24 protein-coding genes and 3 tRNA genes are annotated in these 22,501 nt (G+C 69.9%); 7 read left to right on the forward strand and 20 right to left on the reverse strand.

Features of this window, described 5'->3' with window-relative positions:
- Positions 1-18: 18 nt before the first annotated feature.
- The 12 genes from D7X30_RS21865 to D7X30_RS21920 all read right to left on the reverse strand — a co-directional run bounded on the left by D7X30_RS21865 (position 19) and on the right by D7X30_RS21920 (position 7,464).
- Positions 19-92 (reverse strand) — tRNA-His (locus tag D7X30_RS21865).
- Positions 93-185: 93 nt separating this feature from the next.
- Positions 186-259, reverse strand: a tRNA-Arg gene (locus tag D7X30_RS21870).
- Positions 260-299: 40 nt separating this feature from the next.
- Positions 300-373, reverse strand: a tRNA-Pro gene (locus tag D7X30_RS21875).
- 71 nt (positions 374-444) lie between these two features.
- On the reverse strand, positions 445-1,035 hold the full coding sequence (gene rdgB / locus D7X30_RS21880; protein WP_120564892.1) for an RdgB/HAM1 family non-canonical purine NTP pyrophosphatase: 591 nt from the start codon (positions 1,033-1,035) through the stop codon (positions 445-447).
- On the reverse strand, positions 1,032-1,736 hold the full coding sequence (rph, locus tag D7X30_RS21885) for a ribonuclease PH (protein ID WP_014394861.1): 705 nt from the start codon (positions 1,734-1,736) through the stop codon (positions 1,032-1,034). The genes rdgB and rph overlap by 4 nt, the downstream gene beginning before the upstream one ends.
- A gap of 48 nt (positions 1,737-1,784) precedes the next feature.
- Positions 1,785-2,591 carry an N-acetylmuramoyl-L-alanine amidase gene (locus D7X30_RS21890; RefSeq protein ID WP_120564893.1) on the reverse strand — a complete coding sequence of 269 codons (807 nt, stop codon included), beginning with the start codon at positions 2,589-2,591 and terminating at the stop codon, positions 1,785-1,787.
- Between the two features lie 63 nt (positions 2,592-2,654).
- A complete protein-coding gene (gene selD / locus D7X30_RS21895) occupies positions 2,655-3,719 on the reverse strand; it encodes a selenide, water dikinase SelD (RefSeq protein ID WP_120564894.1) in 1,065 nt (354 codons plus the stop codon).
- A 12-nt stretch (positions 3,720-3,731) separates the two neighbouring features.
- The gene (locus D7X30_RS21900) at positions 3,732-4,676 is read right to left on the reverse strand and encodes a DUF4388 domain-containing protein (RefSeq protein ID WP_120564895.1); all 945 of its coding nucleotides are present in this window, start codon (positions 4,674-4,676) and stop codon (positions 3,732-3,734) included.
- A 37-nt stretch (positions 4,677-4,713) separates the two neighbouring features.
- A complete protein-coding gene (locus D7X30_RS21905) occupies positions 4,714-5,436 on the reverse strand; it encodes a lipopolysaccharide assembly protein LapB (RefSeq protein ID WP_014394857.1) in 723 nt (240 codons plus the stop codon).
- A 37-nt stretch (positions 5,437-5,473) separates the two neighbouring features.
- Positions 5,474-6,178, reverse strand: coding sequence for a hypothetical protein (locus D7X30_RS21910; protein WP_120564896.1), 705 nt, complete (start codon positions 6,176-6,178; stop codon positions 5,474-5,476).
- Complete coding sequence (locus D7X30_RS21915) at positions 6,175-6,945, reverse strand: outer membrane protein assembly factor BamD (RefSeq protein WP_120564897.1); 771 nt, start codon at positions 6,943-6,945, stop codon at positions 6,175-6,177. Before D7X30_RS21915 ends, D7X30_RS21910 begins: the two co-directional genes overlap by 4 nt.
- 12 nt (positions 6,946-6,957) lie before the next feature.
- Complete coding sequence (locus D7X30_RS21920) at positions 6,958-7,464, reverse strand: regulatory protein RecX (RefSeq protein ID WP_120564898.1); 507 nt, start codon at positions 7,462-7,464, stop codon at positions 6,958-6,960.
- A gap of 36 nt (positions 7,465-7,500) precedes the next feature.
- On the opposite strand from D7X30_RS21920, the gene D7X30_RS21925 reads away from it, so the two are divergent.
- Positions 7,501-8,238, forward strand: a complete 738-nt coding sequence (locus D7X30_RS21925) for a hypothetical protein (RefSeq protein ID WP_120564899.1) — start codon at positions 7,501-7,503, stop codon at positions 8,236-8,238.
- Positions 8,239-8,268: 30 nt separating this feature from the next.
- Here D7X30_RS21925 and D7X30_RS21930 read toward each other — a convergent pair whose 3' ends face one another.
- The 4 genes from D7X30_RS21930 to D7X30_RS21945 all read right to left on the reverse strand — a co-directional run bounded on the left by D7X30_RS21930 (position 8,269) and on the right by D7X30_RS21945 (position 12,923).
- A complete protein-coding gene (locus tag D7X30_RS21930; protein ID WP_120565000.1) occupies positions 8,269-9,687 on the reverse strand; it encodes a type IV pilus twitching motility protein PilT in 1,419 nt (472 codons plus the stop codon).
- 143 nt (positions 9,688-9,830) lie between these two features.
- Entirely contained in the window at positions 9,831-10,232 is a 402-nt protein-coding gene (rpsI, locus tag D7X30_RS21935; protein ID WP_120526842.1) for a 30S ribosomal protein S9, read from the reverse strand.
- An 8-nt stretch (positions 10,233-10,240) separates the two neighbouring features.
- Positions 10,241-10,687: a 50S ribosomal protein L13 gene (gene rplM / locus D7X30_RS21940; protein ID WP_043321175.1), complete on the reverse strand. Its 447-nt coding sequence runs from the start codon at positions 10,685-10,687 to the stop codon at positions 10,241-10,243.
- A gap of 169 nt (positions 10,688-10,856) precedes the next feature.
- The gene (locus tag D7X30_RS21945; RefSeq protein WP_120564900.1) at positions 10,857-12,923 is read right to left on the reverse strand and encodes an ATP-dependent helicase; all 2,067 of its coding nucleotides are present in this window, start codon (positions 12,921-12,923) and stop codon (positions 10,857-10,859) included.
- Positions 12,924-12,957: 34 nt separating this feature from the next.
- Here D7X30_RS21945 and D7X30_RS21950 point away from each other — a divergent pair, with 34 nt between their 5' ends.
- Together D7X30_RS21950 and D7X30_RS21955 are read left to right on the forward strand one after the other, a co-directional pair.
- On the forward strand, positions 12,958-13,518 hold the full coding sequence (locus tag D7X30_RS21950) for a hypothetical protein (RefSeq protein WP_233591705.1): 561 nt from the start codon (positions 12,958-12,960) through the stop codon (positions 13,516-13,518).
- A 28-nt stretch (positions 13,519-13,546) separates the two neighbouring features.
- Entirely contained in the window at positions 13,547-14,044 is a 498-nt protein-coding gene (locus tag D7X30_RS21955) for a caib/baif family protein (protein WP_120565001.1), read from the forward strand.
- Positions 14,045-14,076: 32 nt separating this feature from the next.
- Here D7X30_RS21955 and D7X30_RS21960 read toward each other — a convergent pair whose 3' ends face one another.
- Entirely contained in the window at positions 14,077-15,255 is a 1,179-nt protein-coding gene (locus tag D7X30_RS21960; RefSeq protein WP_120564901.1) for a class I SAM-dependent rRNA methyltransferase, read from the reverse strand.
- Positions 15,256-15,264: 9 nt separating this feature from the next.
- A complete protein-coding gene (locus D7X30_RS21965) occupies positions 15,265-16,530 on the reverse strand; it encodes a metallopeptidase family protein (RefSeq protein ID WP_120564902.1) in 1,266 nt (421 codons plus the stop codon).
- A 105-nt stretch (positions 16,531-16,635) separates the two neighbouring features.
- Between D7X30_RS21965 and D7X30_RS21970 the strand changes: the two genes are divergently transcribed.
- Complete coding sequence (locus tag D7X30_RS21970) at positions 16,636-17,229, forward strand: nucleoside triphosphate pyrophosphatase (RefSeq protein WP_120565003.1); 594 nt, start codon at positions 16,636-16,638, stop codon at positions 17,227-17,229.
- 10 nt (positions 17,230-17,239) lie between these two features.
- Here D7X30_RS21970 and D7X30_RS21975 read toward each other — a convergent pair whose 3' ends face one another.
- Positions 17,240-18,202 carry a hypothetical protein gene (locus tag D7X30_RS21975; protein ID WP_120564903.1) on the reverse strand — a complete coding sequence of 321 codons (963 nt, stop codon included), beginning with the start codon at positions 18,200-18,202 and terminating at the stop codon, positions 17,240-17,242.
- A gap of 366 nt (positions 18,203-18,568) precedes the next feature.
- Here D7X30_RS21975 and D7X30_RS21980 point away from each other — a divergent pair, with 366 nt between their 5' ends.
- Entirely contained in the window at positions 18,569-18,817 is a 249-nt protein-coding gene (locus D7X30_RS21980) for a hypothetical protein (RefSeq protein WP_014394842.1), read from the forward strand.
- Between the two features lie 349 nt (positions 18,818-19,166).
- On the opposite strand, the gene D7X30_RS21985 is transcribed toward D7X30_RS21980, so the two are convergent.
- Positions 19,167-20,633, reverse strand: coding sequence for a PD40 domain-containing protein (locus tag D7X30_RS21985; RefSeq protein ID WP_120564904.1), 1,467 nt, complete (start codon positions 20,631-20,633; stop codon positions 19,167-19,169).
- 139 nt (positions 20,634-20,772) lie between these two features.
- Between D7X30_RS21985 and D7X30_RS21990 the strand changes: the two genes are divergently transcribed.
- Positions 20,773-21,570, forward strand: coding sequence for a TatD family hydrolase (locus D7X30_RS21990; protein ID WP_120564905.1), 798 nt, complete (start codon positions 20,773-20,775; stop codon positions 21,568-21,570).
- Between the two features lie 29 nt (positions 21,571-21,599).
- Positions 21,600-22,499, forward strand: coding sequence for a ThiF family adenylyltransferase (locus D7X30_RS21995; protein ID WP_120564906.1), 900 nt, complete (start codon positions 21,600-21,602; stop codon positions 22,497-22,499).
- The last annotated feature ends 2 nt before the right edge of the window (positions 22,500-22,501 follow it).

Below are 22,501 nucleotides of genomic sequence, written 5' to 3' on the forward strand. Positions count from 1 at the left end.
GCGAAGCGAGAGAAGAAGGGCGAATGACCGGGATCGAACCGGCAACCTCCGGAGTCACAGTCCGGCGCTCTAACCAATTGAGCTACATTCGCCGTCACTTCACACATCACGGCTTTAAAGGCGGCGGTCTCCTACCGTGGAAACCGGGGCTGTTCAAGGCCCAAAACCAACTGCCAGCAGATTTGCGCCCCAGGCAGGGCTCGAACCTGCGACCCCCGACTTAGAAGGTCGGTGCTCTATCCAGCTGAGCTACTGGAGCTGGTCGACAACAACGCTGCTGATACCCACGGCACTTCAAGTCGGGGCGAGAGGATTCGAACCTCCGACCCCCTGCGCCCAAGGCAGGTGCGCTACCAGGCTGCGCTACGCCCCGAGAAGTGCTGCATTCTTCGCCTAACGCGGACGGACGCGCAAGCTTGCTGTTCCTGACGCCCGCCCGGCCGGTCAGAGCGCCAACAGATGGCGCCGCATCAACTGGAAGGCCCGGGCCCGGTGCGACACCCGCGACTTCTCCTCCGGAGCCAGCTCCGCCATGGAGCGCCCACCCTCCCCCTCCACCTGGAACACGGGGTCGTAGCCGAAGCCGTTCGTGCCCTTCGGCGCCCGCAGGATGACACCCTCGCAGCGGCCCACCTCCACCCGCGGGGCGTCCCCCTTCCCCGTCACCAGCGCCAGGGCGCAGCGGAAGGAGGCGGTGCGCTTTTCATCCGGCACGTCCGACAGGTCCACGAGCAGCTTCTCGTACCGGGCCTTGTCGTCCCCCGGCGCGTAGCGGGCGGAAAGCACGCCGGGCCGCCCGTCCAGCGCGTCCACGCACAGCCCGGAGTCGTCCGCCAGCGCGGGCAGCCCGGTGGCCTCCGAGTACTCGCGGGCCTTCTTCACCGCGTTCTCCTCGAAGGTGGCGCCGTCCTCCACCGGCTCGGGCACGGGGGGCAGGTCCTTGAGGGACACCACCTCCACCGCGTCGCCCACGAGCGCGCGCAGCTCGCGCAGCTTGCCGGCGTTGCCGGTGGCGAAGAGCAGCCGGGGCTTCATCCCAGCACCTTCGCCTGCGCGGCGGCGAGCTGCTGGATGGCGGCCAGCCCCCCGTCCAGCATCGCGTCCATCGACTTGCGGTCGAAGAGCTTGTGCTCGGCGGTGCCCTGCACCTCCACGATGCGGCCGTCGCCCGTGGCCACGAGGTTCAGGTCCACCTCCGCGGTGGAGTCCTCGTCGTAGTCCAGGTCCACACGCACTTCGCCGTTCACCACGCCCACGGACACCGCGGCCAGCGGGGTGAGGCCCTTCAGGATGCCCGGCTTGTTGAGCGAGCGCATGGCCAGCACCAGCGCCACGTACGCGCCGGTGATGGACGCGGTGCGCGTACCGCCGTCCGCCTGGATGACGTCACAGTCCAGCGTGAAGGTGCGCACGCCCAGCGCCTGCAGGTCCACCGACGCGCGCAGGGCGCGGCCGATGAGCCGCTGAATTTCCATGGTGCGGCCGGACTGCTTGCCCTTGGCGGCCTCGCGCGAGCCGCGAGTGTGCGTGGCGCGCGGGAGCATGCCGTACTCGGCTGTCACCCAGCCGCTGCCCTTGCCCATCAGGTGCGGCGGGACGCGGTCCTCCACCGAGCAGGTGACGAGCACCTTGGTGTGGCCGAACTCCACCTGGACAGAGCCCTCCGCGTAGCGGTTGACGTTGGGCGTGAGGGTGACAGGCCGGAGGTCCAGCGCACCACGGTTGAACGAACGCACGAGGAAAGGCTCCTGACAGGGAGGGACAGGCGAAGCCCCCACGCTTTATCAGGGCGCGGTGGATCCAGCCACCGGTTGCGAGGGCGAGGAGTCCCGCCGGCGCGTCTCCCGCAGGAAGGCCAACACCCCGTCCGCGATGGCCTCCGCCAGCGTCTCCTGGTACGCGGCCTTCCCCAGCCGCGCGCCCTCCTGCGGGTGGGAGATGAAGCCCACTTCAATCAGCACCGCTGGCGCCTCCACGCCCGTGAGCACGAAGAAGGGCGCCTGCTGAACACCCCGGTCCGCCGCACCGCTCTTGGAAACGAGGCGCGGGTGGATGGCGTAGGCCAGCCGGGACGCATCCGTGTGCGCCTCCGTGCGCGCCAGGTCATCCAGGATGAAGGCCAGCGTGGAGTGCCCACGCGCCGCACGGGCCGTGGGTGCTTCCGCGTTCTCTCGGTCCGCCACCGCGCGCGCCGCCTCACCGGAGGCGTTGGCGGAGAGGAAGTACGTCTCGATGCCCTCGGTGCGCTCGCGCAGCCGCTTCGTGGGCATGGAGTTGGCGTGGATGGAGAGGAAGAGGTCCGGCCGCTGGATGTTGGAGAACTCCACCCGCTCCGACAGCGCCATCAGCGTGTCGCGGTCGCGAGTGAGGAACACCTCGCTGCCCGCGGCCTCCAGCTTCTCGCGCAGGCGCTGGGCAATCTGGAGCGCGACCTCCTTCTCCCAGAGCTCGCCGGGCCCCTTCGCGCCCTCCTTCGCCCCGCCATGTCCCGGGTCGATGACGATGCGCGCGCCGCGCTCCCCTGCTCCGGCGAGGACCGGCAGGAGGCACGCGAGCATCAAGAGACAGAGGGGGGAGCGGCGCGGCGACATTCGCGCCGCGATGTTAGCGGAGGCCCGGCCCGGAGGCGAAATCCGCTCCCGGGCGAGTGTGCTTCAGCCGATGACGTCGATGCCGGGGCGGCCCGCCTGCACTTCGCCGATGAGGGCCGCGTCCACGCCCGCCTTCTCCAGCGCCTGGATGGCCTTGAGCGCGTGGCGCGCGGGCACGCTGGCCAGGAGGCCACCGTTGGTCTGCGCATCCGCGAGCAGCCACTGGATGTGCTCCGGCAGCCCCTCCGGGAACGTCACCTGCTTCTTCACGTGGGCGAGGTTCGTCTTCGTGCCGCCTGGAATCACGCCCGCCTCCGCCAGCGCGGGCACCTCCGCGATGAGCGGGATGCGCTCCAGGTCCACCGCCGCGCGCGTCTTCGCGCCGTTCATCATCTCCAGCAGGTGGCCCAAAAGGCCGAAGCCCGTCACGTCCGTGAGCGCGTTCACCTTGAAGGCGCCCGACGCGAACACCTCACCGGCCGCCTTGTTGAGCGTGGCCATCTGCGCCGTCACGCGCTTCATCAGCGCCTTGGACGCGAGGCCCCGCTTGATGGCGGTGGTGGCGATGCCCGTGCCCACGGGCTTGGTGAGCAGCAGCACGTCCCCCGGCTTCGCGCCCGCGTTGGTGAGCACCTTCTTCGGGTGCACCACGCCGGTGACGGCCATGCCGAACTTGGGCTCCGGGTCGCGGATGCTGTGGCCGCCCAGGATGGGGATGCCCGCCTCGTCCGCCTTGGACTGGCCGCCCGCCAGGATCTTCTGCAGCGTCTTGAGCGGCAGTTCGTCCGGGAAGCACACCAGGTTGAGCGCGAACAGCGGCTTCGCGCCCATGGCCCAGATGTCCGACAGCGCGTTGGCCGCGGCGATGGCTCCGAACTGGAACGGGTCGTCCACGAGCGGCGGAAAGAAGTCCACCGTCTCCACCACGGCCATGCCCGGCGCCACCTGGTACACGGCGGCGTCGTCGTTCGTGTTGAAGCCCACCAGGGCCCGGGGGTGGGACGCCGCCCCCTTGAGCCCGCCCAGGACCGTGGCCAGGTCCCCTGCCTTGAGCTTCGCCGCGCAGCCCGCGCAGTGGCTCATCTCCGTGAGGCGCTTCTTCGGCGCCACCGGCTTCTTGCCCGCCATGGTGTTCCCGCCCTACTCCGCGCGCACGTAGTCGCGCTTCATGAGCTGCACCACCGTCTCGGCGGTGAGCACGTCGTCGCCGTCCGAATGGTCCAGCACGCCGCCCAGCGAGCCGTGGTTGTGGATCAGTTGCAGCACGTCCAGGTGCTCCGGCGTCAGTTCCTTCAAGGGCGCCGTCAGCGGCTGCGCGATGCGCAGCGCCGTGGCCATGGGCGGCAGGTTCGGCTGCAGGCGCTTGAACTCGTCCAGCTGCCGCAGGGCGTCCATCAGGAGCGCTTCGGTGGAGGAGTCCAGCTCCACCATGAACTCCTGCGAGTCCGCCGGGCGCAGCTCGAAGTCACCCTCTTCCCAGGTGACGATGCGGTTGAAGCTCTTCTGCGGGCCCAGGTTGTGGTTGTCGTCGATGACCGCGTAGTACACGCGGCCCTGGCGCAGGTAGATGCGGCCCTCGTGGGCGTTGTTGACCACGAGCACGCCGTTCTTCTTGGACGTGTGGAAGAGCTGGAGCAGGTCCGGGAGGGGAATCTCTTCAATCTTCCCCGTCATGGAGCTGGCCTTGGTGGTCCGCGCGGCCTGGGCGGCGGCGGCCTCCTCCAGCTTCTGCTTCACGACGCTCTCGTCCACCGGGGCGCTCTCCGCGCCCTGGTGCACGAGCTTGAGGATGGAGGTCCCGATGAGGATGCGGTCCCCCTCCTTCAGCTTGGCCTGCTTGACCTTCTCGCCGTTGACGAAGGTGCCGTTGGTGGACCCCAGGTCCTCGATGGTGATGGCTCCGTCGGAGAACAGGATCTTCGCGTGCTTGCGCGAGACCATGTCCTCCACCAGCACCATGTCCAACTCGCTCGACCGTCCGACGACGATCTGCTTGTTGGCCTTCAGCGGGAACTCACCGCCCTGGTACTTCCCGGAGATGAACTTGAGGGCAAAGGACTTCGCCGTACCGCCAGGAGTGCTCACGGTGCCGCGACCTCGATGATGGAAGTTGCCATGGTGCTCAACCCGTCACTTCCGCCTTCCCCGGGTCCTTCACCAGGTTGAGGTACATCTGCGCGCTCTTGTTGCCGGGGCTGCGCACGAGCACGTCTTCCCAGACCTTCACCGCCTCGTCACGGCGTCCCGCCGAGTACAGGGCGATTCCATAGTTGATCCGTCCAGGAATGTACGACGGATTCTGCGCGATGACCTGTTCGTACTCCGCCAGGGCCGCCGCATTGTCGCCGGCGTCGCGGAGGGCGTTGCCCAGCTTCAGCCGGATGTCCACGAACTCCGGGAAGTGGGCCAGCGCGCGGCGGTACTCTTCAATGGCCTTGGCCCACACACCGCTGGAGGCGAACACGTCGCCGATGTCGGCGTACATGTTGGCCACCTTCTTCATGACGTAGGGGTCCAGCTCGCCGGGGGCGCCCTTCTGGCGGGACAAGGCGGCCTGGTAGACCTCCTTCGCCTCCGCGTACTTCCCCATGTCGTTGTAGATGACCGCCAGGTTGAGCGCGGCCTCGGTGTACGCGGGGTTGAGCCGCAGCGCGGACTCAAAGGCCCGCTGCGCCCGGGCGAACTGGCCCTGGTCGTGGTAGATGATGCCGAGCATGTTGTAGACGTCGGCGAAGGTCGGATTCTGCTCGACCACCTTCGTCAAGAACTGCTCGGCCTGGGCGTACTGCTTCTTCTCGAAGGAGCCGCGCCCGAGGGTCAGTAGTTGCTTGAGGGCTTCGTCCATGACTCGGCCCGCGCGGGCCCCTGCCTCCTCGGGAAGCCTACATCAGCCCGGGCGAAAACAAGAATTGATCGCCCTCGCGCACGAGCAAAAGCGGTCGCTCGCCCCGGGTATCCACCGGCCGGGCCGGAAGGTCTCCCTCCACCCGGAAGTGCTCCGTCACCGTCACCTCGTCCCGCTCCAATCGTGCGTACCACGCCTGGACCGTCAGCCGCCGTTTGCTCAAGGGGGCCACTTCCGCCCACGTCTGCCCTGCCCCGCCATCCCCTCCCGGGCCCGCCAGCCGTGACAGCGCCTCCGGCCGGCCCTCCGCCAGGGCCCGCCGCCGCGCCTCCAGCGCCGCCACCGCCGCCACCAGCCGGGGCGCTACCGAGGATTCGGGCTTCCACCGGCCGGACGCGCGGGTGAAGGGAACCACCTCCACGCCCGCGGTGCTGACCGTGGTGGCGCCCAGCACACCCTCGAAGTCCAGCGTGGCGAAGGCCTCCGCGCGCTGGCCATCCGGCGCCACCGAGACGGAGATGCGGGCGTACTGGAGCTTCCGCGAGATGAGCGGAGCCTGGGCACCGGGCACGGGCAGGGACACACCGTCGTGCTCGGCTTCCTTCAGCGTGGTGATGATCTCTGCTTCCGGCCCGGCCACGGCGCCCAGCAGGCGCGAGCCCAGGAACAGGAGGACGCAGGCGGCGGCGAGCACGGCGATGCCAATGCCTCCCAGCCGGCCCCAGTCCTCCGAGCGCCTCACGAGCCCAGCATCTTCTGGGCACGCTGGGCGGCGGGCGTGCCCGGCAGGCGCTTGAGGACTTCCCGCAGCGTGTTCTGCGCGCGCTCCGTGTCGTTGAGCTTCACGTACGCGTTGTGGAGGTCGAAGAGGGCCTCCTCCTCCAGCGGCGTGCCCGGGTAGTCCTTGAGCAGCCCCTCCAGGCGCTGGGCCACGGCCTTCCAGCGCTCGCGCTTCGCGTAGAAGGACGCGACGTACAGCTCATGGCGAGCCAGGCGCTGGCGGGCGTCATCCCGGTGCGCCGTGGCTTCCTTCACGTACTGCGAATCCGGGTACTCGCGCAGGAAGACGCTCATGGCCCGGAGCGCGTCGTACATGGGCTTCTGCTCCTTCTCGTAGGAAGGCGGCAGGGCGAAGAACTCCGAGGGGAACTCCTCCACGTAGGAGAGGGCCGCGCGGTAGGCGGCGTAGTCCACCTTGGGGTGCGTGGGGTGCAGTCGCATGAAGGAGTCGAACTTCTCGCGCGCCTCCGGGAACATCTCCCGGGCGAAGTCCAGGTCCGCCAGCTTCAGCTCCGCCTCGCGGGCGGCTTCCAGGTAGGGGAACTTGGTGCGGACGTGGTCGAAGTACTTCTCCGCCTTGAAGTAGTCCTTGTCCTCCAGCGCGGCCTCGCCCAGCGCCAGGTTCTCCGCGGCCATGGTGGCGTAGTCAGGCTCGCCCGCGGGCCCCGCGGAGAGGGCGGCACAGGCGGACAACATCAGGGCGGACAGGACGAGGACGACGGAGCGCATCACGCCCCCAAACTATTCGTCCTGCCCGGAGGGGTCCAGCGAAGGTTCTCCCACCAGCCGGGTCACGATGTCCGGCGCGAACCCCCGGCTGAGCAGGAGCCGCCCTGCCCGTGCCTGCTCCTTCGCGTCCAGCGGGCGGCCGGCCAGGCGCCGGCGCTCCAGCACCTGCCGGGCGGCCTCCAGCGCGTCGAAGCCCACCGCGTCCTTGGCCTCCGACAGCGCCCGCCGCGCCTCCGTGCCCTCCAGCCCGTGGGCCTGGAGCCGTTGGAGCACGGCGCGCGGGCCCAGCCTGCCCCTGCCCAGCAGGGCCTGGGCGCGTTCACGCGCGAACTTCGCGTCGTCCAGGTAGCCCCATTCCGAGAGGCGGGCGAGCACCGCGCCGCGGACGGAGTCGGGGTAGCCCTTGCGCTCCAGGGCGAGCGTCAATTCATGACGGCTGCGGCCGCGCGCCTTGAGCAGGCGAAGGCAGGCATCGGTGGCGCGCTGGACAGCCTCGGGGCCTTCGGGCTCGTCAACCATCGCGGAGTCCCTACCATGTGGTAACAGGCCTTCGCCATGCACCCCATCCTCGCCCGCTTCCTCACCGCAGACGCCGCCAGGGAAACGCTCCGCAAGGAGAAGGCGGGTGAACCGCTGACTCCGGAGGAGCAGCACTTCGTGGCCGCCGCGGACGCCAACCCCAAGCAGAAGGCCATGCTGCTGGGCGTGAGCGGACGCGCGCTGTCCTCCGATGCCCAGGCCGCGCTGGTGCTGCTGGCCGCGCACGCCGCCGCCCGCGCGCTCACGCAGGACGAGTCCCTGTCCGCCGCGACGCAGAAGGCGCGCGAGGCGCTGAAGGAAGAAGGCGCGAGCGACGAAGAGTCGGACGCGTTCCTCGCGTCCATCCTGCTGGAGGAGGCCTTCGGCTACGAGCAGGAGGTGGACAACTTCGACTCGGACTACGTGAAGGAGTCCCTGGGCGAGGTGCCCGCCCTGGCCGCGCTGTCCAAGGAGTCCGTGGACGCGCTGTTCCTCGCGTTCGCCAAGGCCGCGCCCAACGACGCGGACCGCAAGGCGCGCGAGCACATGGCGCGGGCGCTGTTCGACATCGCCTGGGCGGAGGGCCCCACGTCCATCAACCCGGAGCACCTGGAGACGCTGCTCGACAACGAGGTCGTCCAGGAGTCCGACGAGGCGCAGGACGCGCGCGTGCGCGCCACCGTGTCGCTGCTCCAGACGCTGGCGCACCAGGGGCTCATCGGCCCCATGCGCCTCACCCGGCTGCGCGCGCAGCTGGGGGACGACGACGCCTGAGCGGCGCCCTCCCCCTTCGCGCAGGGATTCCTAGAAGCGTTCGATCTGGAAGTCGTCGTCGCCCCCGGCCGCCGGAGCAGGCGCGGCCACCGGGGCGGGCGTGGGCGGACGGGCCGCCACCTGCGGAGGCAGCGGCCGGCCCTGGACGACTCCGGGCGGCGGAGTGGCGGGACGCTGCGCCGCGACACCGGGCGGAGGAGTCATGGGCCGGGCGGCCATGGGCGCTCCGGGACGCGGGGCCTGGGGCACCGGCGCGGGCGTGGGCGCCACCGGGGCCGCCTGGATGGGCGCGCCCTTCTGCGCGAACGACTGCGAGCCCGGGATGGGCCGCTCCTCGCCGGCCTGGGCGTCGAAGGCGTCCCACTTCGAGTCGGACGTGCCGCTGATGCCGGAGAAGCGCAGCGCGAAGTCGTCCGGGTTGCTGGCCTGGCGGTGGGCCTCTTCGTAGGTGACCAGGCCGTTGCGCACCAGGCTCATCAGCGACTGGTCGAACGTCTGCATCCCGTAGGAGTCCGTGCCCTGCGAGATGGCGTCGTGGATCTCCTTCGTGCGGTCCTTGTCCTCAATCAGCTCGCGCACGCGCGCGGTGACACGCAGCACCTCCACCGCCGCCACACGGCCCTTGCCGTCCGCGCGCGGCACCAGGCGCTGGCTGACCACGCCGCGCAGCACGCTGGAGAGCTGCAGGCGCACCTGCTTCTGCTGGTGCGGGGGGAACGCGGACACGATGCGGTTGATGGTCTCCGTGGCGTCCAGCGTGTGCAGCGTGGACATCACCAGGTGGCCCGTCTCCGCGGCGTGGAGCGCCGTTTCGATGGTCTCGTGGTCGCGCATTTCGCCCACCAGGATGACGTCCGGGTCCTGGCGCAGCGCGGACTTCAAGGCCTGCGAGAAGCTCATCGTGTCCACACCCACTTCGCGCTGGTTCACGATGGAGCGCTTGTCGCGGATGAGGAACTCGATGGGGTCCTCGATGGTCATGATGTGGTTGGTTTCGTTGGAGTTGATGTAGTCGATCATCGCCGCCAACGTCGTGGACTTGCCGGAGCCCGTGGTGCCCGTCACCAGCACCAGGCCGCGCTCCTCGCCACACACCTTCTCCAGCACCGTGGGCAACAGCAGGTCCTTCATCGTCATCACCTTGAAGGGGATGACGCGGAGCACGGCGCCCACCGTGCCGCGCTGCTGGAAGACGTTCACGCGGAAGCGGCCCAGGCCCGGCACGCCGTAGGCCAGGTCCACCTCGTTGCTGACCTTGAACTTCTCCTTCTGGAACTCGTTCATGATGCCGAACGCCATGCGCGCCACCTCTTCCGGGGGCAGGCGGCGGCCGTCCTTGAGCGGCACCAGCGAACCATCCACGCGGAACATGGGCGGCAGGCCCGCCTTCAGGTGGATGTCGGAGGCTCCGCCGCGCAGGGCGATCTGCAGGATTTCGTTGAGTTCCATGAGGGTGCCGGGATGGTAGCAGAACGCCCGCGCGCACCGCGACGGGGCGACGCCCACCCGCTTGCCCGCAAAGCACGACGGCGGAGGCTTCCCGAAGGAAACCCCCGCCGACGAACGGCCGGACAGCTGGCCGACAAGCGTGATTAGCGCTTGGAGAACTGGAACCGACGACGGGCGCCGGGCTGGCCGTACTTCTTGCGCTCGACCGCGCGGGCGTCGCGGGTGAGGAAGCCGGCCTTCTTCAGCGCCGGACGGAACTCCGGGTTGAAGGCGCACAGCGCGCGCGCGATGCCGTGACGGATGGCACCGGCCTGGCCAGAGAGGCCGCCGCCGCGCACGTTGACCGTGACGTCGAGCTTGCCCTTCTGCTCCAGGATCTCCAGCGGCTGGTTGAGCACCATCTTCGACGTCTCACGGCCGAAGTACTCGTTGATGTCGCGGCCGTTGATGACGACAGCGCCGTTGCCAGGACGCACCCAGACGCGAGCGGTGGCCTCCTTGCGGCGGCCCGTGGCGTAGAAACCGAGTTCAGGATTGATCGCCATGGTTGTTCTTACGCCTCGACCTTGAACGCCACCGGCTTCTGCGCGGTGTGCGGATGGGTGTCACCAGCATACACCTTGAGCTTCGTCATCATCTGACGGCCCAGGGCATTGCGGGGCAGCATGCGGCGCACGGCGTTGAGGATGATGTCCTCAGGGTGACGCTGGCGCAGCTTCTGGAGGTTGGTGATCTTCAGGGCACCCGGGAAACCGGCGTACGGGTGACGGTAGTACTGCTTGTCCGTCTCCTTCGTACCCGTCACCTTCACCTTCTCGGCGTTGATGACGATGACGTGGTCACCCGTGTCGATGGACGGGGTGTACGTCGGCTTGTGCTTGCCCTTCAGGAGGGTGGCGATCTGACTGGCGGCGCGACCAAGCACCTTGTCGGACACGTCAATGACGTGCCACTGGCGCTTGATGTCCCCAGCCTTGGCGCTGTAGGTCTTCTGCGACATTTCGTGCACTCCAGACTTCGGCGCGGCGCCCAGGTGCATGCCAGGGGCCGCGTGCTCGTGCGTAACCAACCGCGGGTCCTCCGTCCAAAACTCCGACAGAAGCCCGGAAAGGCTGACCCTCCTAGTAGGACGGCGGGATCAAGTCAAGGTTGGGCGTACGGGGGACCCCTCAGGGCGCCCGGCCAGGGGTGCCCGGGCCTGGTCCCCCGGCGGCGGGCTTCTTGAAGCGCTCCTTCAGGCTCGCGAAGAAGTTCTTCTCCTTCTCGTCCGGCGGTCCCTGACGCGGCGCGTCCATATCCACTGTCTCGAAGGCGTCCGGGGGCAGGTCCTCCAGGAAGCGCGAGGGCGTGCGGGGGACCTCCTTGCCGCGCTTCACGCGCACGGTGGAGCGGGTGAGGTAGAGCAGCTCCTTGGCGCGGGTGATGCCCACGTAGCAGAGGCGGCGCTCCTCCTCGAGGTTCTGCGCCTCGCCCTGCATGCCGCCGTGGGGCATCAGGTCCTCCTCCATGCCGATGAAGAAGACGAGCCGGTACTCCAGGCCCTTGGAGGCGTGCAGGGACATCAGCGTCACGCGCTTGTTCTGCCCCGGGACGTCCTCCTCCTCCTGGCGCGTGTCCAGGCTGAGGCGGTTCAAGTACGTGAGGAGGCTGGCCTTGGGGCCCTCGCGCTTCTCGAACTTCTCCAGGGACGCGAGCACCCCATCCACGCCCTTGAGCTTCTTGTCCGCGGCGGTGCCGGAGACGGCCTTGGCGCGGGTGGCCTCCCGGAAGCCGATCTCCTCCAGCAGCTTGTTCGTGGCCTCCGACAGGCGGGGCGTCTGGGCGAAGGCGTCGCGGTAGCGCTCCACCATCTCCACGAACTCCAGCACCTTGCCGCCCGCGCCCGAGGGCAGGTCGTCATAGGTGTCCGCGCGGCGCATCGCCGTCCAGAGCGTCACACCCTCCGCGCGCGAGTGCGCGTGCAGCCGCTCCATGGTGACGTCGCCAATGCCGCGCGAGGGCACGTTGACGATGCGCATGAGGGAGATTTCGTCCAGCTTGTTCGCCAGGACCTTGAAGTACGCGATGACGTCCTTCACCTCGCTGCGGTCGAAGAACTCGCTGCCGCCCACCACTTCGTAGGCGATGTTCTTCTCGCGCAGCATCTCCTCCACCGGGTGGGCCTGGCCGTTGGTGCGGTAGAGCACCGCGATGTCGTCCGCGGGGACGCCCAGCGAGATGTGCTTCTGGATTTCATGCGCGATGAAGCGGGCCTCCTCTTCATCATTGGGGCACGCCACCACCTTCACCAGCGGACCGCCCTTGCGGTCGGTCCACATGCGCTTGTCCTTGCGCTCCGGGTTCTTGGCGATGACGGCGTTGGCCGCGTCCAGCACGCGCTGGGAGGAGCGGTAGTTCTGCTCCAGCCGCACCTCCTTGCCGCCCGGGAAGTGCCGGTCGAAGTCCAGGATGTTGCGCACCTCCGCGCCGCGCCAGGAGTAGATGCACTGGTCGTCATCCCCCACCGCGCACACGTTGCGCGCTTCGCCCGCGAGCAGCTTGAGCAGGTCCAGCTGGGCGTGGTTGGTGTCCTGGAACTCGTCCACCAGGAGGTACTGGAAGCGGGCCGTGTACTTGCGGTGCAGGTCCGGGTGCTCGCGCAAGAGGCGCGCGGGCAGCACCAGCAGGTCGTCGAAGTCCACCGAGCCCTGCGCCTTGAGCGCGAGCTGGTAGTCCGCGAAGACCATGGAGGTGATGAGGTCGTAGTCGTCCCCCATGCCCTCAGGCTTGGGCTGGGGCGCCTCGCCGGAGTTCTTCGCCTTGGAGATGAGGGTGAGGACCTTGCGCGCGTCGAAGGCGCGGTCGTCGATGCGCTTCTCGCGCATGGCACGGCGGATGATGGAGAGCTGGTCGCCCATGTCCGCGATGGCGAACTTCCGGGGCCAGCCCAGCCGGTGGATGTCCTCGCGCAGCACCTCCGCGCCGAACGCGTGGAAGGTGCACACCAACACGCCCTGGGCGCGCGGCCCGGCCATGTGGATGAGGCGTTCCTTCATCTCCGTGGCGGCCTTGTTGGTGAAGGTCACCGCCAGGATGTTGCGGGCCATGATGTGGTTCGGCCGCTCGTTGAGCAGGTGGACGATGCGGTGGGTGATGACCCGCGTCTTTCCACTGCCAGCGCCCGCCAGCACGAGCAGGGGGCCCTGGAGCGTCACCACGGCCTCGCGCTGAGGAGGATTGAGCTTCGAAAGGTCCATTGCGCGCGGGCCAGGGATACCCTTTGATTCGTTCGTGCGCGACTATTTCCTCCGGCTGGCCATCGCATCGCTCGCGCTCGGCGTGGGCGGCGGATGCCGTGACGACGAACGCACGACATCTCCCACCCCGCGCGACGTGGTGACGACCGCCGCACCGTGCGTGTATTTCAAGGACCTGGCGCCGTTCCTGCCGGAGTCGCTGGAGGGCTTCACGGTGGGTGCCACTGCGGGCTCCACCGGTAAGTACGGCGAGGTGTCCGTGTCGGAGGCGGAGCGTACCTACACCCGGGGCGAGGGCCGCGAGGTGAAGGTGCGCATCGTGGACACCTCCATGGGGTTGAAGCTGGGGCAGGCCATCCGCGAGGCGTCGCAGAAGGCCAAGGGCCGCGCGGCGAGCGACCCGACGGCGCCCATCCAGTGGAAGGAGGCTGTGGGCTTCGTGCGCTATGACGCGGACGAGGCCGTCGCGGAGGCGAACCTCCTGGTGGGAGATAGGTTCGTGGTGGCCGTCACCAGCCGCGGCTTCCCCAGCACCGTGGAGGTGCGGCGGGTGGCGCGAGGCATCGACCTGGCCGGGCTGGCCCGGCTGCAGTGATTCAAGAGTCCAAGGAGCGTTTGTGGCGGTGAAGGACAAGGGGTCGCGGCCCCAGACGACCCAGGAGTTGCTGGAGCAGGAGAAGGCGGCGCGCCTGGGCGTGTCGTCCCTGGGCAAGCGCGAGTTCATGGACCAGTTCCAGAAGCTGTCCAAGAGCTACGCGGTGGACCCGGGCAACCCCGGCTCCTACGCGTGCGAGGGCTGTCAGCGCTGCGCCAACTGCATGTTCTGCAAGGACTGCGACAGCTGCCACCAGTGCACTCACTGCACGCGGTGTGAGCTGTGCACCAACTGTTCGCACTGCGTGGAGTGCAAGAACTGCCACGCGTGCGCCTACTGCGTGCAGAGCGAGAACTGCTCCAGCAGCGCGTACGTGGTGATGAGCAAGAACCTGCAGGACTGCAACTACTGCTTCGGGTGCGTGGGGCTGTCCAAGAAGGACTTCCACATCCTCAACGTGGGCTTCAGCCGCACGGAGTACTTCAAGGTCATGGGCCGGCTGCGCAAGGAGCTGGGCATCCCGTAGCAGCCCAGCCCCCTGCCCCGCCGCGCCCTGCCTTAAAGGGCGCGCACGTAGAGGGCCTTGAGGTACTCCGTCTCCGTCAGGCCCGCGAGCACGGGGTGGTCCAGGCCCGCGCCCCGCCGCTCCAGGATCTGCACCGGGCGCTTCGCGTCCGCGGCGGCGTCCAGGACCATGGACTCGAAGCCCTGCCGGTCCAGCTTCCCGGAGCACGAGCACGTGACGAGCAGGCCGTCCGGCTTGAGGCAGCGCAGGGCGCGCAGGTTGAGCTCGTGGTAGGCGCGCAGCGCGGTGGCCAGGCCCTCGCGGCGCTTGGCCAGCCCGGGCGGGTCCAGGACGATGGTGTCGAAGCGGCGGCCCTCCTGGTCGAAGCGGCGCAGCACGTCGAACGCGTTGCCGTTCTCCACCTTCACGTTGGCGCGGCCGTTGGCCTCCGCGTTCGTCTGGATGCGAGCAGCGGCCTTCGCGTCCTGCTCCACCGCGAGCACCGACGTGCAGTGCTTCGCGAGCGCGAGCGCGAAGCCGCCGTGGTAGCTGAAGCAGTCCAGCGCTTCGCCACGGCCCAGCTCGCCCGCGCGCAGGTGGTTGTCCACCTGGTCCAGGAACGCGCCCGTCTTCATGTCGCCCAGGAGGTCCACTTCGAAGCGGTTGTCGCCCTCGTGGTAGGTGAAGCGCGCGGCGCCCTCGCCGTGCAGCAGGCGCACCTCGCGGGGCAGGCTCTCGAAGTCGCGGCCGGAGGCGTCGTCGCGGCACACGACGTGGCTCGCGCCCGTCCGCTCCACCAGCGCGCGCGCGAGCATCTCCTTGCGCGCGTCCATGCCCTCCGACAGCGTCTGCACGGTGAGGCCCTGGCCGTAGCGGTCCACGAAGAAGCCGGGGAGCAGGTCCGCCTCGCCGTGCACCAGGCGCAGGCCGTCCCGCCCCGGCAGCACGGCGCGGCGGGCGAGCGCGGCCTCCATGCGGCGGATGAAGAAGGCGTCGTCCACCTTCTCTTCATTCGGCCCCTTGCGCGTGAGCAGCCGCAGGGCGAGCGGGGAGCGGCGGGCGTAGAGCGCCTGGCCGATGGGGTTTCCCTGCGGATCCACCACGGCCACCACCGCGCCCGGCATGTCGGTGGCGGGGGCGTCGGTGAGCTCCGTGCGGTACACCCAGGGGGTGCCGCGACGCAGTGTCTTGGCGCCCTTGAGGCTGACCCGGGCGGTGGGAAGAGAAGGCATGTCTTGAGCTCACTCCAGGCCGCGTGCGGCCAGTTCCTCGTCGTCTTCCCCGCGCAGATGCCCGATTTCATGCAGCAGTGTCACGCGAATCTGTTCGCGCAGCTCTTCCGGGGTGCGCACCGCGCGGGCCAGGTTGCGCCGGTAGAGGGCCACCGAGCGGCAGGGCGTCTCCGAGCCGTCGCACGGCTCCTGGAGGGAGGGCCCCCGGAACAGGCCCAGGATGGTGGGTGACAGGGGCGGCTGGTTGGCGAGCAGGTCGTCCTCGGAGGGAATCTCCTCCGTGGCCACCGGCACACCCTCCAGGTCCCGGCGCATGTCCGCGGGCAGGTCCGCCAGCGCGCGCGTCACCTGGGCCTTGAACTCGTCCGCCGACGGCAGGGGCGGCGGGGGGAAGTCCTCGGGCTCCAGCGCGCGGGCCTTCTGGAAGTGGTCCTCCGCCTTGGCCCACTGGCTTTCGCGCTCCAGGAGCAGGCCCAGGTGCTGGTGCGCGTGCGCCGCGCGGTCCTTGTCCTTCAGGAGCGACACGAAGGCCGCCTTCGCCTCGCGGAAGCGGCACAGCTCGAAGAGGGCCAGGGCCTTCTCGTACTTCGCCTCCGCGTTGCCCGGCTCGCGGGCGAGCACGATGGCGGCGCGATCCAACGCATGGTCCGCCTGCCCCAGGTCGTTGAAGGCCATGGCGGCCACCAGCGCCAGCGGCGGCACGAGCTCCGGGGGAGTGGAGGGCTGGGACAGGCCGCGCTCGGCGTAGAGGGCGCCCAGTTCGTCCCGCTCGCGCGTGGAGGGCAGCTGCACCGCGTACAGGTGCGCGGCGCCCAGGAGCGCGTCCGCGTCCCCCGGGTCGATGGCCAGCGCGCGCGCGTAGGCGAGCTGCGCCTCCGGCTCGCGGTTGAGCGCGGCCAGCGCGGCGCCCCGTTCCGCGTGGGCGGCGGCGAGGTCCGGCTCCTGCGCGGCGGCCTGCGCGGCGCAGGAGAGCGCCTCTTCGTAGTGGCCGGCGTCGTAGTAGTCGCGGGCCGCGTCCAGGGGGGCTCCGCCCTTCGCGTCGCACACCGCCAGCGGATGCACCTCCGCCACCGCGTCGTCCGGGTGCTTCACGGAGGCGTGGGGGCCCGCGTCCACGGAGGCCCCGGCGAGCGCTCCCGCGTCCGTGCCCGCGTCAGCCGCCACGGCGGACGTAGCCGCGCCCGCATCCGTGCCCGCGTCGGCGTCCGCCGGAGGGGGCCGTTTGCAGGAGGCGAGCAGGAGGAGACAGACAGCGAGCAGACCGCGCCGCGACATGGGCCGGGAGGCTATGGCATCCGCCCCATGCACAGGAAGCGGGGACGTGCCTGCCCGCCTGTGGGGTCCCATCCCCTCCTCGGCTGCATTACCCTCCGGCCTCCCATGAGAGAACTCATCCTGGCATCCACCTCCAGCGCGCGCCGGGTCCTGATGGACGGGCTGGGCGTGCCCTACCGCACCGAAGCCCCCAACGTGGACGAGCAAGTCCCCGAGGACCTGCCCGCCGACGAGGCCGTGCGGATGCTCGCCGTGCGCAAGGCCCGCGCGGTGCAGGAGCGCCACCCGGACGCCTGGGTGCTGGGGGCGGATCAGCTGGTGGAGGTGGGCCGCGAGGTGCTGGGCAAGCCCCAGGACCGGGACGGGGCGCGCGCGCAGCTGACGCGCCTGCTGGGAAACACCCACGTCATCCACACCGCCGTGTGCCTGCTGGGACCGGGCGGCCATCATTCGGAGACCCTGGAGGACGCGCGCCTCACGTTCTTCGCCGTCCCGCCCGAGGAGCTGGAGCGCTACCTGGACACCGGCGAGTGGGAGGGCTGCGCGGGCAGCTACCGCGTGGAGGGCCGCGGGCAGGCGCTGCTCCAGAAGCTGGAGGGTGACCGCACCAACGTGCAGGGGCTGCCCATGCTGTCGGTGGTGCGGCTCTTGCGGCAGGCGGGCTTCGACCTCTTCGCCCGCCGCCAGGCTCCGGCGTAGGCCCTGGCGCTCAGCGCGGGCCGGACAGCTCCGCGAGGATCTCCTGGTACGCGGCCCGGGCCTTGTCGGCCTGGTCCGCCTTGAAGCTCGCCGCGGCCACCACCGGATGGCCGCCCCCGCCGTAGCGGCCGGCGATGGCGGACAGGTCGTGCTTGCGCGTCTCCGGCTTCCACGGGTTGGAGCCCAGCGACACCTTGGCGCGCGACGCGCCCCTCCCCACCCACAGCGTGTAGCGCGCGTCCGGATAGAGCGCGTACGCGATGAACTTGTTGAGGCTGTCCACGCCCTCGTCCACCAGGTCGAAGGAGACGACGCCGTTCTCGTACCGGGCCTTCTCGCGCACGAGGTCGATGTTGCGCTGGTGCTTGAAGAGCAGCGGCTCCAGCGGGGCGGCGATGAGCGGCGAGCGGGCAATCTCCGCCAGGCCTTCCGTCTGCATGCGCCGGATGACCTCCGGGATGAGCGTGTCGTCCTTCGTCGCCTCCAGCACCGTCATGATGCGCAGCGCGGGCTCCTCCAGCGCCACCGCCATCTGGGGGCTGGGGAACTGCGCGCCGTCGATGATCTCCGCCCAGTGCAGCAGGTCCTTCAGCGGGGACGCGTCCCAGCCGAAGCGCTCGCGCGCCACGTCCGCCAGGTACAGCGTGCAGCTCTTGCGATGCGGGTCGTGGAACTTCCGGCCGCTGGTGTCGCGCTGGAAGTGGGGCTCGTCGCCGGGCTGCTGGAAGGCGGAGGCGTGATGGTCGAACCACCAGGTGAGCCGCGCGTCCTGGCTGTAGCGGAAGTCGACGATGACGTTCTCGTCGCCGGTGAAGACGGCCGGGTCGATTCCCTCCGCCCCTGGCTTGTGGGCGAGGCCCCGGTAGCTGAACGTCGCATCCGCGCGCACGCGCTCCCGGTAGAAGCGGGTGAAGACCGCGGCGCTGGCCGCGCCGTCGAAACAGTTGTCGTGGAAGAGGACCTGGACTCGCATGGGCGCCCGCCCTCTACCCCAAAGCCCCGCCGCAGCCCAACCGCACCGTGGTCGCCTGCCCGCAGGGGCTGTGGCCAGGGGGTGACACCCGACCCAGCCCTGTCGTCGCACGACCTCAGGCAGGTGCGCGCCATTGAACGATGCGTGGAAATCACCGCGCTGGATGAACGAAAAACTCGACAGAACGAGGAATGACCCTGAAGGGCTGAAAAAAAGAAGGCCCGCTCGCCCCTCGGAAACCCGCTACCCGCGAGGAAAACCCCTGGATTCAGGAACCTGACGGGGAGGCTGAGCCCTGGCACCTCGCCTGCATGGTGTCAGACCGACGAGGTACTCACCCGCGTGTTGGCAGTGGCGGGAGGAACCATGGCGAAGCGGACCGCAGGCAAGACGAAGGGTGGCACGGTGCGGCGGCAGGGTCGGCGGGTGATGCCCGCGCTGCGTCGCACGGCGAAGCGCGCGCGGGTGGCGGCCCAGAAGGCCCAGCTCACCGTGGGCGAGGTCATCGCGGCGGCGTTCGACACGGCGGGCGGAGAGATGAGCGGCGTGCTGGAGCTCGTCACGTCCCCGCAGATGACCCGCGCGCTGGGCCGCCGCATCGTCGTCGTGGGCTGAAAAGAGCCCGCGCCCCGGCCCTCGAAGCCCAGGCCGTGCTCCGTTGAAACGGAGCGCGCGGGCGCGGAGTCGTCGCGACACGGCTGTCAGTCTTCCTCCACCAGGTGCCGCGTTTCGCGTGAGCGCGGGTGGAGTCCTTCTCCCCTCCTTTTCGTCCTGGAACCTGGATCCGCGGGACCGGGTAATGGATCCACTCGGGGTTCATCCGGACCCTGGACTGCCCGCGTTCGTCACTTCGCGTCGGGTGTGCGGCGCGCTTCGCACCTGAAACACGACGGCCCGTACTCCCCAGTGAAATGAGGAACACGGGCCGGGAAGTCCCGGAGTCCGGGGCTTGGGAGGCTTGTGACTAGCGAGGCTGCCAGCGCGGGCGGTGGTCGTCACCCTCGCTCGTCAGCACCGTGTACGTGTCCTTCGGGTGGGTGATGGCCGTGGCGGCGGGCTGGCCCGTGGCCGGGTCGATGGCCCTCACGACGAGCTGACCGCCCAGGACGTAGGCCACGAGGCTGCCGTCCGGGGAGAACGACGGCAGCGTGGCGTTCTCCGCGAAGAGCACCGGCTCGCCCACCTTCGCGCCCGAGCTGTCCACGCCCTGCACGTAGATGTCGTTGCCCCGGTCGGCGCCGCACAGCTCCGCGCCAACGTTGCCGCACAGCGTGGCCGCGTTGCCGATGAGCAGGAAGTTCGCGCGCACGTACGCCACCCATTTGCCGTCCGGCGACCAGTTCGGGTTCGCGATGTACGAATCGACCGAGCCGCCCTCGACGGGCCGGGGCATGGTGCCCGCGAGCAGCTTCGGGTCGCCGCCGCCCGTCACCGGCAGCGAGTACAGCTTGAGCACCGGGGTGGCCTCCGTGCCGAAGTTCACGGTGGTGCCTTCCGGGTTGGCCAGGAAGAGCAACTGCGAGGTGGTGCGGTTGTAGTGCGGCTGCTCGCCCGAGGTGGGCGAGCCCGCCAGCGGAGTCGGCGTGCCGCTGCCCGTGGAGATGGAGATGCCAGTGTTCGCCGCGCTGTACGCGAAGCTCATGCCGTCGGGCGCCCAGTCCGGGAAGGTGCCGTTGACGGTGGCCTGCGCAGGCGAGCCGCCCGTCGCCGCGATGGTGGAGATGCCCGTGCTGCCGCGCACCCAGGCGATGAGGCTGCCCGGCTCCCACTCCATGTAGCGGATGCGCGCACCGCCGGCGGCCGTGCCCGTGGTCAGCACGGTGGGCGCGGCGGCCGTGAGCGGAACGGGGCGCACCGCGAGTTCACCCGCGGCGCCGGTGACGTCCCCCTGCACGAAGGCCACCTGGGCGCCGTCCGGGCCGAAGCGCGGGTAGGCGCTGGCGACGCCGTCGGCGCTGAGCGACGTCATCCCCGGCACGTCGTATTCCGTCACCAGCGCGCGCGTGCCGCCGTCGTTGCCCGTCACGGCGATGTGGAGCGACTGGCAGGTGGCGGCCTCGCAGCGCAGGCCCGCCATGCAGTCCGTGGACGCGGTGCACGCATCACCCTTGGCCACGTTCATGCCCGCGTCGGTGCCGGCGTCGACTTCCGTCCCGGCGTCCTCGGTGCCCGCGTCGGCCTCCGTGCCCGCGTCGACCTCCGCCCCGGCGTCCTCGGTGCCCGCGTCGGCCTCCGTGCCCGCGTCCTCTTCCGGCAGGGGCGCGAGGTTTTGCAGCTCGCACGTGTTGTCCGCGTTGCAGATCCACGCCTGGCCCTCCGGGGCCGAGCCCTTGTCACGGCAGTCGAACAGGTCGACGCACTCATCGCCACAGCCCGTCCCCAGCACCGTCAGCGCCCCCAACAACGCCCCCAACACCACTCGCTTGATCATTTCCACGTCTCCAAAGTCGCGATGGCTCCAAAGTCAGGGGGCGCGTCATAGCTTCGCGTTCACGGGTGCCGGCAGGCCTTGAAGGGCACGGCATCCGGGGCTGTCAGTGATTGAACTGGAATGGGAAGAAGGGTGCTCAATGATCGACACGCACTGCCATCTGGACGCCTCGCGCTTCGACCCGGACCGGGACAGCGTTGTCGCGCGCGCCTGGGCCGCGGGCCTGCACGGCATCCTCATCCCCGCGGTGGGCCCGGACACGTGGGAACCATTGCTCGCGCTGCCGCGAAAGGACGCGCGCATCCAGGTGGGGCTGGGCATCCATCCCCAGTTCCTGCCGGACCTGCCAGCGAAGGACGACGGCGCGCACCTGGAGCGGCTGGACGCGCTGCTGTCGCAAGGCGGCGCGGTGGCCGTGGGCGAGTGCGGCCTGGACGGCCCGTCCCTCCCCGGCGCCCCGCTGGAGCGGCAGCTGGCGGTGCTGCGCGGACACCTGGCCCTGGCGCGCAAGCACGGGCTGCCGGTGCTGATGCACTGCCACCGGCTGCACCCGGCGCTGATGGAGTTCCTGAAGGAGGAAGCGTGGCCGGAGGCCGGCATCCTGATGCACAGCTACAGCGGCGGCGCGGAGCTGGCGCGCTTCTACATCCAGAAGGGCTGTCACTTCTCCTTCGCGGGCCCGGTGACATGGGCGGAGGCGCGCAAGCCGCTGGACGCCCTGCGCGTGATTCCGGCGGACCGGCTGGTGGCGGAGACGGACTCGCCGGACCAGGCACCCACGCCCTTCCGGGGGCAGCGCTCCGAACCCGGCTACCTGCCCCACATCCTCGCGGGCATGGCGCACGTGCTGGGGGAGCCGGTGGAGGCGCTCGCCCAGCGGACGACCGAGAATGCCCGGCGCCTGTTCCGGGAAGCTTTCCCCTCCCCTTCGCGGTAGGCGAGCGTCGCGTGATAGAGGAGCCCCTCATGAACCCGCAGCCCGCCCCCACCCCCACCGCCGAGACCGAGGCGCCCCCCGCCTCCCCGGCCGCTTCGAACACCGTCGAGCCGGCGGCCTCGCTGGCCAGGCCCTTCAAGCTGTCGCGCCGCTTCGACCGCACGGCGCGCCTGTTGGGCGACAACGCCATGGAGCGGCTGGCCAACGCGCACGTGGTGGTGTTCGGCCTGGGCGGCGTGGGCAGCTTCACCGCGGAGGGCCTGGTGCGCAGCGGCGTGGGCCGGCTGACGCTGGTGGACCACGATGACGTGTGCGTCACCAACACCAACCGCCAGCTGCACGCGACGGTGAAGTCCGTGGGCAAGTCGAAGGCGGAGCTGATGGCCCAGCGCTGCCAGGAGATCAACCCGCAGGCGAAGGTGGAGGCCCTGCGCGAGTTCTACCGCGAGGAGCTGGCGGAGACGCTGCTGCCCGCGGGCCGCTACGACTTCGTGGTGGACGCCATCGACAACGTGAAGGCGAAGCTGCACCTGTTGCACCGGTGCGTGACGATGGGCCTGCCGGTGGTCAGCTCCATGGGCGCGGCGGGACGCCTGGACCCCACGGCCATCCGCGTGGAGGACCTGAGCGAGACGCACATGGACCCCTTCGCCAAGGACATCCGCAAGCTGCTCAAGCGCAAGTACGGCGTGGAGACGGAGCGCCACACGGGCATCACCGCCGTGTACTCCATCGAGACGCGCCGGCAGCCGGTGCCGCTCAACTACGACGACGCGACCGACGGCTTCCTGTGCGTCTGCCCGCAGGACAACGAGTTCCACACCTGCGACCACCGCACGCAGATTGACGGCAGCGTGGCGTTCGTCACCTCCGCCTTCGGCATGAACGCCGCGGGCGTGGTGGTGCGCCGGCTCGCTTCCACGCGGTAGCG

It is taken from the genome of Corallococcus sp. AB011P (assembly GCF_003611605.1).
GTDB classification, from domain to species: Bacteria; Myxococcota; Myxococcia; order Myxococcales; family Myxococcaceae; genus Corallococcus; species Corallococcus coralloides.